At 50.5% G+C, this 14,309-nt stretch carries 13 protein-coding genes; 4 read left to right on the top strand and 9 right to left on the bottom strand.

Annotation, left to right across the window (positions count from 1 at the left end):
* The 4 genes from pstB to LGV68_RS13875 all read right to left on the bottom strand — a co-directional run bounded on the left by pstB (position 1) and on the right by LGV68_RS13875 (position 3,499).
* Entirely contained in the window at positions 1 to 750 is a 750-nt protein-coding gene (pstB, locus tag LGV68_RS13890; RefSeq protein WP_020329649.1) for a phosphate ABC transporter ATP-binding protein PstB, read from the bottom strand.
* A gap of 36 nt (positions 751 to 786) precedes the next feature.
* On the bottom strand, positions 787 to 1,650 hold the full coding sequence (gene pstA / locus LGV68_RS13885; RefSeq protein ID WP_020329648.1) for a phosphate ABC transporter permease PstA: 864 nt from the start codon (positions 1,648 to 1,650) through the stop codon (positions 787 to 789).
* A gap of 5 nt (positions 1,651 to 1,655) precedes the next feature.
* A complete protein-coding gene (pstC, locus tag LGV68_RS13880; protein ID WP_024375556.1) occupies positions 1,656 to 2,588 on the bottom strand; it encodes a phosphate ABC transporter permease subunit PstC in 933 nt (310 codons plus the stop codon).
* Between the two features lie 89 nt (positions 2,589 to 2,677).
* Positions 2,678 to 3,499 (bottom strand): phosphate ABC transporter substrate-binding protein, encoded by an 822-nt coding sequence (locus LGV68_RS13875; RefSeq protein ID WP_020329646.1) that lies wholly within the window; start codon positions 3,497 to 3,499, stop codon positions 2,678 to 2,680.
* 379 nt (positions 3,500 to 3,878) lie between these two features.
* Here LGV68_RS13875 and LGV68_RS13870 point away from each other — a divergent pair, with 379 nt between their 5' ends.
* On the top strand, positions 3,879 to 5,522 hold the full coding sequence (locus tag LGV68_RS13870; protein ID WP_020329644.1) for a methyl-accepting chemotaxis protein: 1,644 nt from the start codon (positions 3,879 to 3,881) through the stop codon (positions 5,520 to 5,522).
* A gap of 62 nt (positions 5,523 to 5,584) precedes the next feature.
* Here the strand turns inward: LGV68_RS13870 and LGV68_RS13865 are convergent, their stop codons facing one another.
* Positions 5,585 to 6,925: a DEAD/DEAH box helicase gene (locus tag LGV68_RS13865; protein ID WP_081035126.1), complete on the bottom strand. Its 1,341-nt coding sequence runs from the start codon at positions 6,923 to 6,925 to the stop codon at positions 5,585 to 5,587.
* A 314-nt stretch (positions 6,926 to 7,239) separates the two neighbouring features.
* On the opposite strand from LGV68_RS13865, the gene LGV68_RS13860 reads away from it, so the two are divergent.
* Positions 7,240 to 7,509, top strand: coding sequence for an Lpp/OprI family alanine-zipper lipoprotein (locus tag LGV68_RS13860; RefSeq protein ID WP_020329642.1), 270 nt, complete (start codon positions 7,240 to 7,242; stop codon positions 7,507 to 7,509).
* Between the two features lie 67 nt (positions 7,510 to 7,576).
* Here LGV68_RS13860 and LGV68_RS13855 read toward each other — a convergent pair whose 3' ends face one another.
* Genes LGV68_RS13855 through LGV68_RS13840 form a run of 4 tightly spaced genes read right to left on the bottom strand, consistent with a single transcriptional unit; the run spans position 7,577 to position 11,673 of the window.
* Positions 7,577 to 8,503 carry a L,D-transpeptidase family protein gene (locus LGV68_RS13855; RefSeq protein ID WP_020329641.1) on the bottom strand — a complete coding sequence of 309 codons (927 nt, stop codon included), beginning with the start codon at positions 8,501 to 8,503 and terminating at the stop codon, positions 7,577 to 7,579.
* A complete protein-coding gene (gene phrB, locus LGV68_RS13850) occupies positions 8,493 to 9,920 on the bottom strand; it encodes a deoxyribodipyrimidine photo-lyase (protein ID WP_252535483.1) in 1,428 nt (475 codons plus the stop codon). The genes LGV68_RS13855 and phrB overlap by 11 nt, the downstream gene beginning before the upstream one ends.
* A gap of 9 nt (positions 9,921 to 9,929) precedes the next feature.
* Positions 9,930 to 10,730 (bottom strand): MerR family transcriptional regulator, encoded by an 801-nt coding sequence (locus LGV68_RS13845; protein ID WP_020329639.1) that lies wholly within the window; start codon positions 10,728 to 10,730, stop codon positions 9,930 to 9,932.
* Positions 10,720 to 11,673 carry a DUF523 and DUF1722 domain-containing protein gene (locus tag LGV68_RS13840; protein ID WP_020329638.1) on the bottom strand — a complete coding sequence of 318 codons (954 nt, stop codon included), beginning with the start codon at positions 11,671 to 11,673 and terminating at the stop codon, positions 10,720 to 10,722. Before LGV68_RS13840 ends, LGV68_RS13845 begins: the two co-directional genes overlap by 11 nt.
* Before the next feature lie 316 nt (positions 11,674 to 11,989).
* Here LGV68_RS13840 and deoD point away from each other — a divergent pair, with 316 nt between their 5' ends.
* Positions 11,990 to 12,700: a purine-nucleoside phosphorylase gene (gene deoD, locus LGV68_RS13835; protein ID WP_020329637.1), complete on the top strand. Its 711-nt coding sequence runs from the start codon at positions 11,990 to 11,992 to the stop codon at positions 12,698 to 12,700.
* A 67-nt stretch (positions 12,701 to 12,767) separates the two neighbouring features.
* Complete coding sequence (locus LGV68_RS13830; protein ID WP_020329636.1) at positions 12,768 to 14,237, top strand: hypothetical protein; 1,470 nt, start codon at positions 12,768 to 12,770, stop codon at positions 14,235 to 14,237.
* Positions 14,238 to 14,309 lie beyond the last annotated feature (72 nt).

Genomic DNA, 14,309 nt, shown 5'->3' with positions numbered 1-14,309 from the left:
TTAACCGAAGTCACCATTTACGTAACCACGTGTACGGTCGTCTTTCGGTTCGTTGAAAATGATCTGGGTATCATTGTGCTCCACCAGTTCTCCCATCAGGAAGAAAGCAGTGCGGTCTGAAATTCGGCGAGCCTGTTGCATGGAGTGCGTCACGATAACGATCGTGTAGTTCTTCTTCAGCTCTTCCATCAGCTCTTCAATTTTGTGGGTCGCAATCGGGTCAAGTGCAGACGTCGGTTCATCCATCAGGATGACATCCGGTTCCATCGCGATGGTGCGCGCGATACACAGACGTTGCTGCTGACCACCCGACAAACCGAACGCGTGTGACTTCAGGCGATCTTTCACCTCGTCCCACAGTGCGGCACTGCGCAGTGAACGCTCAACCACTTCATCAATGTGTTTCTTGTCTTTCACGCCCTGAGCGCGCAGGCCGTAAGCCACGTTCTCATAGATACTCATCGGGAATGGGTTCGGCTTTTGGAATACCATGCCGACTTTGATGCGCAGGTCTGCAACGTCCACGTTGCCATACACATCTTCCCCATCCATGGTCAGTTTGCCGGTAATTTTTACGCCTTCGATCAGATCGTTCATGCGGTTCAAGCAGCGCAATAACGTCGATTTACCACAGCCAGACGGGCCGATCAGCGCCGTCACCTGACGCGTAGGAATCGGCAGGTTGATAGATTTCAGGGCTTGGTTTTCACCGTAAAACAGGTTCAGGTTTTCAATGCTAAATTTGTTCATTGTCTTAATCTCGTAAAATCTGTCAGTCGTGTTGGTTTAGTAAGTCGCCGTATTGAATCGCTTGGCGATCAATTTGGTAATCATGTTGATGAGCAACACGACGACGATCAGGACGGTAGCCGTACCGTATGCCTGATTCCACTCTTCGATAGTGAACAGCTCAGTGGTCAGCTTGTACAGGTGCACGGTAAGCGTACGGCCTGAATCCATCAGGGAGTCAGGAATACGCGCTACCATACCCGCGGTCAAAAAGACCGGAGCCGATTCACCGATCACACGACCGATACTGAGAATGACTGAAGTCATAATACCTGGCATTGCGCTTGGCAAAATCAGACGCCAGATAGTGTAGATTTTTGATGCGCCAAGGCCGTAAGAGCCTTCGCGGTAAGTTTGTGGCACAGCCATCAGCGCTTCTTCTGTGGTACGGATAATCACCGGCAGAATCAGAATACTCAGGGTCAGCGCGCCCGACAGAATCGAGAAGCCAAAGCCCAGAATCGCCACGAAGAATGTCATACCAAACAGACCAAAGATGATCGACGGAATACCCGCCAGCGATTCAGTACAGAAGCGAATCACTTTCACCAGTCGGCTGCCGACTTTGGCATATTCGGTCAGGTAAATCGCGGTCATGATGCCGAGTGGCGCTGCCACCGCAATCGATGCGATAACCATGTAGATGGTCGAGATGATCATCGGGAAGATACCGTGCTCATCGCCAGTACGTGTGTAGTTATCCGAAATGAAATGCCAGTCTACGTGCTGCAGGCCATTCGACAGGATGTACCAGATGATCCAGAACAGGAAACCGACCGTCAGCGCTGCCGCCAGCCAGATGAAGCTACGCAGCACGTTGTCTTTAAATTCACGAACTTGTTTTAGTTTTGCGCGATCCATGGTGATTACCTCGCTTTCTCACGGTTCAGGTACAGCAGTGCCGCGTTCAACATCATGATGAACACCAGAAGCACCACACCAGTCGCGTACAACGCATTTGCGTGCACACCGCTGGCGTACGACATTTCGATCGCGATGTTCGCGGTCAGCGTACGCGCTGAGTCCAGAATGCCCTGAGGCATCGCTGGCGCGTTCCCCATCACCATGATGATGGCCATGGTTTCGCCCAATGCACGACCGATACCCAGAATCACACCCGTCATAATACCGGAGCGAGCCGCAGGAACGAGCAATTTGAAAATGGTGTAAATGTTTGAAGCGCCGAGCGCCAGTGAACCTTCTTTGTAGGTTTTTGGTACCGCGCGAATCGAGGTTTCCGATACGGTAATCACCGTCGGCAGAATCATCACACCCAGTACAATGATCCCTGCGAGAATGGTGTTACCCGCCGGAACCTGAAAGATGTTTTGAATCAGTGGCACAATGATGACTAGGCCAAAGAAACCATAGACCACTGAAGGAATACCCGCCAACAGTTCCACCGCAGGGCGAATCACATCAGCAACGCGTTTTGGCGCAATTTCAGCAATGAAAATGGCAGTGAGCACGCCAATCGGCACGCCTACGATAACCGCACCAAAGGTCGAAACGACAGAAGCGACGATCATCGTCGCCACACCGTACAATGCCGGTGGCAGCCAATCCTGGCCGAGGACAATACCCACAACACCCGCTTCTTGGAATGCCGGAATACTTTCCCGAATGATGAAATAGGCAATAACGGCTAAGGAAACAATACCGATTACTGCACTGGTTAAAAACAAACCGTGAAAGAGACGCTCTTTCCAGTCGATACGCTTTTTAGCGCGTAAACCGCGCTTTGATACTTGCGTCTTTGCACCGTTCATAAGCTTGTCACTATTGGTCGCGATGGTCATGTTCATCTCACTTGTCGAACGAGTCGAGGTGGATTGAAAACGCTCAGCCCTAATTAAGCGGGCTGAGCAAACTTATTAAATTTTGTTTCTTAGTTCACAGAGATGTAGTGGTGAGAAGCAACGATCTTTTGCGCTTCTTCAGACAGCATCCAATCCAGGAACTTCTGAGTTTCAGCCGATGGTTTGCCTTTCTTGTAAAGAACCAGGAACGGACGTGCTACTTTGTAAGAGCCGTTCTTCACGTTGTCTACAGTTGCATCAGTGCCATCTACTGACAGAGCGTGAACTGAACCGTCTACAGTACCCAGAGAGATGTAGCCGATTGAGTATGGGTTAGAAGCAACCATAGTTTTCAGACCGCCGTTACCGTTAGCAACTTGAGCGCGTTGAGAGATTGCTGATACTTCTTTACCAGAAATTTTCTTTTTCAGTTCCATGATTTCTTCAAATGCACCACGAGTACCTGATGCAGTGTCGCGAGTGATCGCAACGATTGGCTTGTCTTCACCACCGACTTGTTTCCAGTTAGTGATTTCGCCTTTGTAGATTTCTGAGACTTGTTCAGCTGTCAGACCCTTAACTTTGTTGCTTGGGTGTACAACAACTGCGATGCCGTCACGAGCGATAACTTCTTCAACCAGGTTCGATTCTTTCTCAGAGTCTTTCAGACCACGAGAAGACATGCCGATATCTGCGCTGCCGTTTTTCGCCGCTTTGATACCTGCAGAAGAACCAGGACCTTGAACTTCAATAAACACTTCCGAATTTTTCTTCATGTATGTTTCAGAGAAAACTTCCATCAGTGGAGTAACACTGCTAGAACCCACTGCAGAGATGGTTTCTTTTGCTGAAACTGGGTTAACTGCCAGAGCGCCTAGAAGAGCGATTGCACCGATTACTGTCTTTTTCATCACAATTTCCTTAAGTGGCTTTATTGCCGTTGTGTTTCACTTGAACGAGGGTCACTTTAGGCCTCGAATATGACAGTTGTGTTTCAGTTAATTGAAAAGTCGATGACAGGTTGAAATATTTGCAGCAGGGGAAAATTCTCTGGTTCGTAGATTTTTTTCTTCAAGTTGTTGAACTAACTCAAGATCACCAGCGTCATAGTGATAAATCACTCTTTTCAACCACATGAAAAGCATTGATTTTATTTCAAGTCATACCGCTAGAACTGAAAAGAATAAGTCAGATAAAAATCCGATTGAAATCTGACAGTTAGCGGATATTATCTTCAGCCTACTTATAAAAAAGATAATTATTCCCAATTTATTTCAGAAGAGGATCACCATGCGCCAGTTACTGAGCGGTTTGTCCATCAAACTGCAGGTTGTAGTACCGGTGTTTATCACCATGCTATTGCTGATTTCAGGGATCAGCTACAGCACATCCACACTCAAAGACGCGTTCCGCCAGATGTCACAATCCACGGAAACCCTAATCAACCACAAAGATGAACTTACCGAGATCATCGACAACACCTACGCCATGCGCATCAGCGCTATCTATAGTCTGTTCCAGCCAGAAGAGGTCAAAGTACTGCCTTCTGTTCTGCAGCAACGTCAAAGCGAAAACCTGAAACATCTCGATTCACTGGCTCGCGTACCCGGCATGACAGCAGAGATTGCCGAACTGCGCCGCGCGATGGAGCGCTACGTCGATTACTCAGTCAACACCATGATTCCGCTGTTAAACACCAAGCACAATCAGCAACAAACCTCGGCCTCGTTTGAAGCCGAATACGAGCGCGCCACCGATGTCTACCGTGACGCCGGCCGTGACATGGTGAAAGCGATTCAGGCGCTGTCCGACAAGCTGAACAATATCGCTCTGGACGATATTCACGCTAATGAAGCGCACAACCACAGCGTGATGGATATGTCGTTGATGGGACTGATTGTCGTGTTACTTTTGGCAGCGGCCAGCAGTTGGCTACTGGCGGGCATCATCGTAACGCCAATCCGTAAATTGCAGCAGACCGTGCGTGAAGTCGCTCACGGCAACCTGCAAATTCAGGCTGAGGAAGAGGGAAACAACGAGATTACCGAACTGGCGCGTGATGTAAACGCCACCGTTTCTCAACTACGCAAAACCGTGGATGCCCTGATTCGCATCAGTGTGGATGTTGCGTCAGCCTCAACCGAACTGGCAGCAGTGATGACTCAGTCGAGCGTCAATTCAGATCAGGAAAAGCAGGAAGTCGAACAAGTTGCTTCTGCAGTTAATCAACTGGAAATTGCCGCAGGCACCGTCACGGATAACGCGACACGCGCCGACAGTGCAGCCCAGCACGCCAACCAACTCGCACAAAACAGCCTGACAATGTTTGAGCAGAGCAACCGCGCCAACGCCTTGATGACCGATAAACTGAGCGATGCAGCCCATGTGGTCACCAGCCTGAAAGAGCAATCGGAACGCATCGGGAAAGTCATTGAAGTGATTCAGGGCATTTCCGAGCAGACCAACCTGCTGGCCCTGAACGCCGCCATTGAAGCGGCTCGAGCAGGCGAAAGTGGCCGCGGATTTGCGGTGGTCGCCGACGAAGTACGCATGCTGGCAGCGCGTACGCAGGATTCAACGAAAGAGATTCAGGCGATCATTGAAGAGCTGCAGGACAAATCCGGTGTAGCGAACGACAGCATGACCTCCAGCCTGAAAATGCTGCAGGATAACCAAGCGTTGGCGGGCAAGGTTAGCGGGGCGCTGATGGAAATCAACCAGTCGATTGCCGAGTTGAGCGCGGTGAATACGCAAGTTGCCTCGGCTTCGGAAGAGCAGAATCAGGTGACCTCTGACATCAACCGCAATCTGGGTAACATCTATGAACTGGTGAGTCAGAACGTCACCGGCATTACTCAATCTGCCGCAGCCGCTCAGGAGCTGTCACAGTTGGCAGAGCAACAGAAGCAGCAGCTAAACTACTTCCGCGTGTAAAACGTTGCCTCCATTTAGCAGACACAAAAAAGCCGCCAACTGGCGGCTTTTCTTTATCCGTATTACTCGTCGTCGACTTTCGGCGCCACTTTCTTCTTCGGAATGAAGACGGAATCACCCACGGCCACGTGGTCGTAGAAACCTTTATCGCGTTTAACCGGTTTCTTCGCAACCTTCTTCGCCTGCGGTTTCGCTTTACTACTTTGCGGTTTAGCCTTGTTCACCGGCTGACGTACTTTCAGACCTTTGAACTTGCCTTCCAAACCATCCAGCACATCAAATTTAATGTCTTGCTTCAGGTAGGCTTCCACACGTTTAAAGCTGTCCCAGTCTTTCGGGCCAACCAGAGAAACGGCGTCACCTTTGTTACCCGCACGACCAGTACGGCCCACACGGTGGACATACTCTTCGGTGTGTTTTGGCATGTCGAAGTTAATCACGTGCGTCACGTTGGCGATATCCAGACCACGTGATGCCACATCGGTCGTCACCAGAATCTTAAACACCGCACGTTCAAACTGGCTCATGATGGTATTACGCTGCATCTGGTTCAGGTTGCCGCTCAGCGCCACCGCTTTGAGTTTTTTCTCGTTCAGTTTGTTGGTCAAACGTTCGGTATCGTCACGGGTAGCGGTGAAGATGATCACCTGACGGTAATCCGCATCATCCAGCACGCGCTCCAGTAGCGCTTCTTTGTGATCCAAATGGTCACACAGGTAGAAACGTTGCGTGATGTCTTTGTGTTGCTCATTCGCACCACCGACCGCGATGTGCTTGGCATCGTTGAGCATCTCATACGCGATGTCGTTGACTTGTGCGTGATCCAGCGTCGCGGAGAACATCAGTGTCTGACGACGACGGTGTTTCGCGGCGTTGTGAATGTGGCGCAATTGCGGCGCAAACCCAAGATCCAGCATGCGGTCCGCTTCGTCCAGAATCAACGTTTCCAGTCCTTCCAGGAACAGAGAACGATGCTCCAGATGGTCAGCCAGACGTCCCGGTGTTGCCACGATGAATTTCGGGCCACGACGCAGTGCTTTTACCTGATCGTTAAAGTTCTCACCACCCGTAATGAGGGTCGCGGTGTAGCTCAGCCCAGCCAGCATCGAGCGCAGCTCACCATACACCTGTTTCGCCAGTTCACGGGTCGGAACCAGAATAACACCTCGCGGATCACGAGCTGACAACGCTTTGGTCTTCAATGCTTTGTGAAGCATTGGCAGCAGAAAGGCTAGCGTTTTACCCGAACCCGTTTTTGAAGAAGCCAGAAGATCTTTTCCGGCCATGGCAACAGGAATGGCCTGCTGCTGGATTTCGGTCGCTTTCTTAAAATCAAAATGTGCCAGAGTCTTCAGTAAGCGATTATCTAAACCTAATTCTTTGAACTGCAAAGGATTCTCCAATATTGTTGTAGCGCCTTATACCGCAAGGCTAAGGTCAAAATAAAAAACGCAGTATGATAGCGCGAATAGTGCACAAATAGATAGAGATCACACAAAATAATCCCTACCCGGCGTTGAATGTACATCTGGTAACGACAGATCTACTCTCAGCTTTGAGAGTAAACTTCAATTAATTGATTACTGGATAAAATTTTGGATTATTTTGACTTTGCTTAAGTAGGCGAAGATTAAAATAGTGTCTACACTTTAAATCGTCACTATATGGACAAAAAGGTATAGGGCGTAATTTGATAAATGTAAACAAGGAGTTCAATATGAACAAAATGTTAATCGCAGCTGCAGCGTCATCTGTACTTCTACTGGCAGGCTGTGCATCAGGTCCAGACGAAGCAACCACAATGAAACTGGATGAACTGAGCAACCAAGTCAGTCAGCTAAGCGATGAAGTGGCTTCTCTGAAAAGTGACCATGCCGCTGTGATGTCGAAACTGAATGCAACTTCTGATGCAGCAATGGCCGCTCAAGAAGAAGCAGCACGTGCAAACGAGCGTATCGACAACATCGCTCAGTCGTACACCAAGTAAATCTTGTTGAATTAAAAAAGAGTCTGCGAATGCAGACTCTTTTTATTTGCTCAGAAACCGTAACCAGTCAGTCTGTTTCTGTGGCCGAGAAATCCGGGCTGACCACTTCAACGGGCACCCCATTCTGGGCCAGAATCACCGCTCGGGCTTTGGCATCCGATTTATTAAACTCCTGCATCCACCAGCTCAGTTCAATCGGCAGCGCGAGATCTTTTTTACTGCCATCGCTGCGGGTCAGAGGCTCATGCGCTTCGACAAATACGCTGCGATCCGGCTCCAGCGCCACTTTAACCGGTTCATCAATGATACGCACTTTTTCGCCGCGCTGTACCTGTTGGAACAGCCATTCAATGTCTTTCGGATCCATACGAATACAGCCGGAGCTCACCCGCATCCCGATACCGAAATCTTTGTTGGTTCCGTGAATCAGGTATTCCCCATTGCCATACCCCAAACGCAACGCGTATTCACCCAATGGGTTATCCGGCCCCGCAGGCACTACAGCCGGCAGTTCGATACCTTTGGCGAGATACTCTTTGCGAATCGATTGCGGTGGAGTCCAGGTCGGGCTTGGCCGTTTCTGGCTGATGATGGTTTCCATCTCCGGCGTGTCACGACCAATACGGCCAATCCCAACCGGGAAAATATGCACTTTGTGGATTTGCGGTTCAAAGTAGTACAACCGCAGCTCGGCCAGATTAACAACGATGCCTTCATACGGCACTTTCGGCAGGATGATTTGTGACGGGATCGTCAGCACAAACCCTTCCTGAGGTAAAAACGGGTCGACGCCTTTATTGGCAGCCATCAACGCCAGAAAGCCGACATCGTAACGTTTGGCAATGTCGGACAGCGTTTCGCCTTTCTCAATCACATGATACTGCGTATTGCCGACCATGCTGCTGCCTTCCATCGGGAAGTCATAAGTGGCTGCCCACACATTGGAGGCAAAACTGGCGGCAAGGGCCCCAATCACCAATAACTTACGCAACATGCTCTACATTATCCTTCGCTTCTTTATACAAGCGTAAGGTTACTTCTCTTTCAGCTTTGTGATCAACTATCGGCTGCGGATATAACAGAGAGTTAACACCGGACCATTTCCACGGAGCATGAATGTGCGCTTCAGGCACATTGGCTAATTCCGGAACCCACTGACGAATGAAGCTGCCGCTTGGATCGAATTTCTCGCCCTGAGTAATCGGGTTGAAAATACGAAAATAAGGCTGACCGTCACAACCGGTTGATGCACACCACTGCCAGCCACCATTGTTGGCAGCATAGTCGCCATCAACCAGTTGCTGCATAAAGTAACGTTCACCCCAGCGCCAATCGATATGCAGATCTTTAGTGAGAAAACTCGCCACGATCATGCGCAGGCGGTTATGCATCCACCCTGTTTGATTGAGTTGGCGCATCGCTGCATCAACAATCGGATAACCGGTTTTACCTTCGCACCAGCGTGAGAATTTAGCCTCATCCTGCCACCATTCAAGCCGCGCTCCCCACTCAAGGAAGTCTTTGCTCTTTGACAGCTTTGGTTCAAACATCAACAAGTGTTGATAGAACTCACGCCAGATGAGCTCACTCAGCCAGGTTTGGGCACCTTCCGACAAAACGCCCATCTCAGTTTCAGCATAAACGCGCGCAATACACTGCCGTGGTGACAACGCGCCGATCGCCAGATACGGAGATAATGCACTGGTCCCCGCTTTGGCCGGAAAATCGCGCTGCTGTTTATAGTCGTCCAGCTGTTCCTGACAAAAGGCGCGCAAGCGGCGGCGCAGAGTGTCAAAATCCACTGGCCACAATTCGCTGCTGATGCGAGGGTGTGTAAACGGCTGCGCGGCATTCCAGACCAGAGCTTGCAGATCATCAGGCAGCGCGTGCTCTGGCGCTGCGCGGCTGGCACGAATAACCGGCGGAGTGAACTGGGTAAGCCAGGCGCGTTTAAACGGAGTGAACACTTTGAAATATTCCCCCTGTTTGTTCAGCACACTGCCCGGCGCCATCACGCACTTGTCATTAAACGACTGCCAGTCGATGCCATGCTGCTGCAGACGTTCCGCTGCCAACGCATCACGCTTTTGCTCGTTGAGCTCATAATCGCGGTTTGCCAGTACTTGGTTGGCACCTGATGCCACAGCCACTTGCTGCACCGCATCAACCGAATCGGCAAAGGTCGCCACTTCACGATAGAGCAACGGCACATTAAGCGCAGACAACTCTTCCTGAAGGGCAAACAGGCGACGATAAATCAAGTCAGCCTGAATGGGTGCCAGATCGTGCTGTTGCCACTGCTGAGGCGTTGCCACAAACAGCGCACACACAGGTTCGCCGCTGATCAGTGCCTCATTGAGAGCCGCGTTATCCACCGCACGCAGATCGCGGCGTAACCACACCAGTTTCATTGTCTGCTCCTAATCGTTGGCCAGCGTTTGCAGTACATCGGACAAAAATAGCTGGTCTCCAAACTGCGCTGCCAAACGTTGCTTGGCCTGCCATTGGTTTTCCGCTAAGCCGCGATGTGAGAACAGCGCCACCGCGTTGTAGGCTGCCAATGATTCATGTTCAGCCAGCCCCGTCATGTCTTCGACGCCGTCTAACAATGTAACGTTATAGCCCTGCTCAGCCCACGTGACAGCCCACAGCCAGGCCAGCAGGCTGCCAGATGGATCAAAACTCACAGCCAGGCATTTGCCCTTGTGGGCCGCTTTATTTTCCGATTCCAGAATGGTTGAGAGTTTGCTCAGCATGATGCCGTTGAGCAGTCCTTTCTGTAGCGAACGTAGCGGCCCTTTCACTTTCTCCAAGGCATCAATCACTGGCAGCACAAACTGACGTTCAACGATGTCGAGCGGGTACTCTTTCATCACCGTGCCAATTACATTCTCGGCTTTGCCGCGATTGAGTTGTGCCAGCGCACTGAGTAGTGCTTCGCACTCTTCCAACTCAGCGTGCAGTTCAGGTTCGTTGCCCACCTCAGCCGCATTGCCTTGCAGCAGTTGGCTCACTTTACCAATCGACACCCCTTTAAGCAGCCAGCTTTGGATCTGGCGAATGGTCTGAATGTCGTGGTCGGTATAAAGGCGATGCCCTTTGGCCGTGCGCTGCGGCTGAACCAAGTTGTAACGTCGCTGCCAGGCGCGCAGTGTCACCGGCTTCACTCCGGTGATTTCTGACACTTCGCGAATGGCATACAACTTCTCTTCACAAGCCATAACGTAATTTCAACTCCTGAGGATGAGGATCCAGATAGCGCTGCTTACTCAGATACGCATCGGGATACATAGATAAATAGTGTTTGATTAAGGTCAGCGGCGCCAGCAGTGGCAAGGTACCACGTCGGTAATCGTGAATCAGTTGTGCCAGTTCGGATTTTTGTTCCCGGCTCAGTGAACGCTTGAAATAACCTTGCAGATGCATCAGCACATTGGTGTGATTTCTGCGGCTGGCGCGATAAGTCAGCGCCTGCATCAGCCCCAAGCGATACTCGGTAATGAACTCTTCCACAGAGTAGCGACTGACATTGGCGACTAAACGCCCGAGCGATTGATAAGAAAGCGGATGATGCGCCATCAAGGATAATTTGTAGCGGGTATGAAACTCCACCACTTTGCGCGCCGTCGGTTCATCGCCCAGCGTACGGTAGAAGTCGTCGAGACAGAATACACGAGTAATGAAATTTTCGCGCAGCACAGGATCATGCAAGCGCCCATCTTCTTCAACGGGTAACCAAGGCATCGCCGTGCGCAGTTTCTGGGTGTATAAGCCGACTCCCTCTTTTTCCGCACCATGCTCTTTGTACACTTTGACTTTTTCCATTCCGCATGTCGGTGACTTGGCGCAAACGATATAGCCGCGCAGGTTGAACTGCTGCAGCTGCGCGACTTTTGCCTCGGAAAACGCCAGCAGAGTATCAGTGTGATCGCGGCTTGCGTCTTTGGTTTCCACCAATGCAATGCGCTCTTCATTCGAAACAAGGCGAATCGTCGGACGAGGCACAGGTAGGCCCATCTCTACTTCCGGACACACAGAGACAAACTCAAAGTACGGTGCTAGCTCCTCTGTCACAAACTGACTCCGTTTGTGCCCGGCATCAAAGCGAACTTTCTCACCGACAATACAAGCGCTGACTCCGACACGAATAGCTGTTGATTCCATACTGGCCCCCAACTTATACAAACGAAAACTTTGTATAACATATAGCACGAGCCATTAATCTTGTACAAACTAATTTTTTGTACAAACAATTTTCAGCGGTCAACTAAACGTTTACCCGAATCGATTGCCTTACCACTTTCAACACATTTAGTTATCAATAACCACAACCCAGCACGACTAGACTCATTTTGTGACAAACTTCTCAAGGATCCTTGGGGTAACTGGCTAGTATTGCCGCAACAGATGATTCATCAGTCAACAGAAACCGTAATTTATCTCGGTAACCCATTTGACTGACCTACTTTGGAGAGAAACGATGGCAACCCCACACATTAACGCACAACCTGGTGATTTCGCTGATACTGTGCTGATGCCAGGTGACCCGCTACGCGCTAAATTCATTGCTGAAACTTACCTGGAAGACGTAAAGCAGGTATGTGACGTTCGCAATATGTTTGGTTACACCGGCACATACAAAGGCAAAAAAGTGTCTGTGATGGGCCACGGTATGGGTATCCCATCTTGCAGCATCTACGTACACGAGCTGATTGCAGAATACGGCGTGAAAAACATCATCCGTATCGGTAGCTGTGGCGCTGTACGTGACGACGTTAAACTGATGGACGTTGTGATCGGCATGGGTGCTTCGACCGATTCCAAAGTAAACCGTATCCGTTTCAGCGGCCACGATTTCGCAGCGATTGCCGATTACGACCTGCTGGAAACCGCCGTTAACCAAGCTCGCGCGCACAACGTACCCGTAAAAGTGGGCAACGTGTTTTCCGCTGATCTGTTCTACACACCAGAACCTGAAATCTTCGAAAAAATGAAGAACCTGGGCATCCTGGGTGTGGATATGGAAGCCGCTGGCATCTACGGTGTTGCCGCAGATCTTGGTGCACGTGCACTGACCATTCTGACGGTTTCTGACCACATTCTGCGTGGCGAAAAACTGAGCTCAGAAGATCGTCAAAAATCATTCCACGATATGATGCAAGTGGCGCTGGAAACCGCCATCAATATCTAATTTGACGACTCAACATCCGCAGCCGGGTCACAGACCCGGTTGCCAGAATTACCCCGAGGGGGCGATCGTGTCTAACGACCAATTACCGGCGGATGCTGATGGTTTACAGCTCAACTTTTGTAAAACATTGGCGTGTGACAACTTTGGCTTGAGTGATGCAGAACGTTATGTTTTGCAGCGTGCGAACCCCAAGCGTCCAACGATGGTTTGTCGTGAATGTGGAGCTTTCCCCCCCTTACTTAACAACCGAGAAGTGTTAAACGAGCTGCACCGTCTGCGTCAGTTACATAGCGAGGGGTTGCCTGCGTGTCGGAATAACGACTGCGCGAACTTCGGCTTGTCGGTTCATACGCACAAACATCTCTACCATGCCTTTGGTTACAGTGGCGATCGTCAACGCTACCGCTGTAAGCAGTGCCAGTCGACTTTCGTTGATAAATGGTCCGGCGCTAATAAAAAGCTCAGTTTTCAAGAGACCTTGCTCGGTCTGCTCTTTATGGGCTACTCCGTGCGCGAGATCTGTCGCAAGCTCAGCATCAATCCGAAAACCTTCTATGATCACGTGGATCACATTGCCAGCCGCTGCCGACGCAAACTGGCGATGATTGATGCCCGCTGGGTGAACCATGCAGATTCGTTCCAGTTTGCCTCCCGTTATATGCCCCTCCAGCCTCGCAGCAACAACGGCGTATTGTGGATTGCAACTGGCGATGCGCGCACTGGCTACATTCTGTGTCAGCACGTGAACTACTCTGCACAGGAAGAACCAGCCGGGAGTGCCGATCACAACCCTTACGACTACCCTGCGCGATTTGTTTCGCGTGAGCACTCCGCCGAAGCCAATCTGCCCGTTCCACCGCCATCACCTGTACTGCGTGAGCGCATCGATCAGAAATACCAAACCATTCTGGCACGAGGTAATGTGGAAGACCCGATGGGCAACCTCACCTCGTTCCATTATCCGTCCAAAGGGGCGCTGATTCGTCCACCGTATACCTCCTACGCCCACTATCTGCATGTACTGGATATGTGTGAGAGCGAAAAACGGGTTTCGATTTTCATGCCTCAGGATCCGGTACTACGTTCTGCGGCGCTCAGTGTTTGTCTGCCGCGTATCCGCAACAACACCGTGGATCTGATGTACGTGGAAGAGGACAGCGGCTGGAATTCGGAGCTGAATTTCAACAAAATCGACATTGTGCTGATGGGATGGTGGCGCGACCGCTGGGCGATTGCCAGCCAGAATCAAGGCGACAAAGGGATCTGTTATCTCGCCGGAAACAACGCCGATCCGCAGCAGTGGCTGCAATCGGCTTCCATTCGCCAGATAGAGTTTTACCAACAACGTTTCCAGTTGCTGTTTGAGTCGTTCATCAACGAACCACGACGCAAACTGCGTCCGGGTGGCCTACAACCGCTGCTGGATATTTTCCGCGCCTGGCACAACCTTTGTTATCAAGATAAACAAGGATTTACCGCCGCTCAGAATCTGGGCGTCACTCAGCACCCACTGACGCTGAAAGAACTTTTGTCCTAAACGTTTTGGCGATTTGTCTAGCATTAAAATGTGAACTAAGGTCAATAAATGCTTAGACGAATTGTAAATAAA

The organism is Vibrio sp. LQ2 (genome assembly GCF_023920125.1).
In the GTDB taxonomy this organism is placed as follows: Bacteria; Pseudomonadota; Gammaproteobacteria; order Enterobacterales; family Vibrionaceae; genus Vibrio; species Vibrio fluvialis.
The sequence above is the reverse complement of the archived record's forward strand: the minus strand, read 5'-3'. Positions and strand labels throughout refer to the sequence as shown.

What these genes read in the sequence shown, in the direction of transcription:
- pstB (WP_020329649.1), bottom strand. Translation starts at nt 750, where the DNA reads ATGAACAAATTTAGCATTGAAAACCTGAACCTGTTTTACGGTGAAAAC.
- pstA (WP_020329648.1), bottom strand. Translation starts at nt 1,650, where the DNA reads ATGGATCGCGCAAAACTAAAACAAGTTCGTGAATTTAAAGACAACGTG.
- pstC (WP_024375556.1), bottom strand. Translation starts at nt 2,588, where the DNA reads ATGACCATCGCGACCAATAGTGACAAGCTTATGAACGGTGCAAAGACG.
- LGV68_RS13875 (WP_020329646.1), bottom strand. Translation starts at nt 3,499, where the DNA reads ATGAAAAAGACAGTAATCGGTGCAATCGCTCTTCTAGGCGCTCTGGCA.
- LGV68_RS13870 (WP_020329644.1), top strand. Translation starts at nt 3,879, where the DNA reads ATGCGCCAGTTACTGAGCGGTTTGTCCATCAAACTGCAGGTTGTAGTA.
- LGV68_RS13860 (WP_020329642.1), top strand. Translation starts at nt 7,240, where the DNA reads ATGAACAAAATGTTAATCGCAGCTGCAGCGTCATCTGTACTTCTACTG.
- LGV68_RS13855 (WP_020329641.1), bottom strand. Translation starts at nt 8,503, where the DNA reads ATGTTGCGTAAGTTATTGGTGATTGGGGCCCTTGCCGCCAGTTTTGCC.
- phrB (WP_252535483.1), bottom strand. Translation starts at nt 9,920, where the DNA reads ATGAAACTGGTGTGGTTACGCCGCGATCTGCGTGCGGTGGATAACGCG.
- LGV68_RS13845 (WP_020329639.1), bottom strand. Translation starts at nt 10,730, where the DNA reads ATGGCTTGTGAAGAGAAGTTGTATGCCATTCGCGAAGTGTCAGAAATC.
- LGV68_RS13840 (WP_020329638.1), bottom strand. Translation starts at nt 11,673, where the DNA reads ATGGAATCAACAGCTATTCGTGTCGGAGTCAGCGCTTGTATTGTCGGT.
- deoD (WP_020329637.1), top strand. Translation starts at nt 11,990, where the DNA reads ATGGCAACCCCACACATTAACGCACAACCTGGTGATTTCGCTGATACT.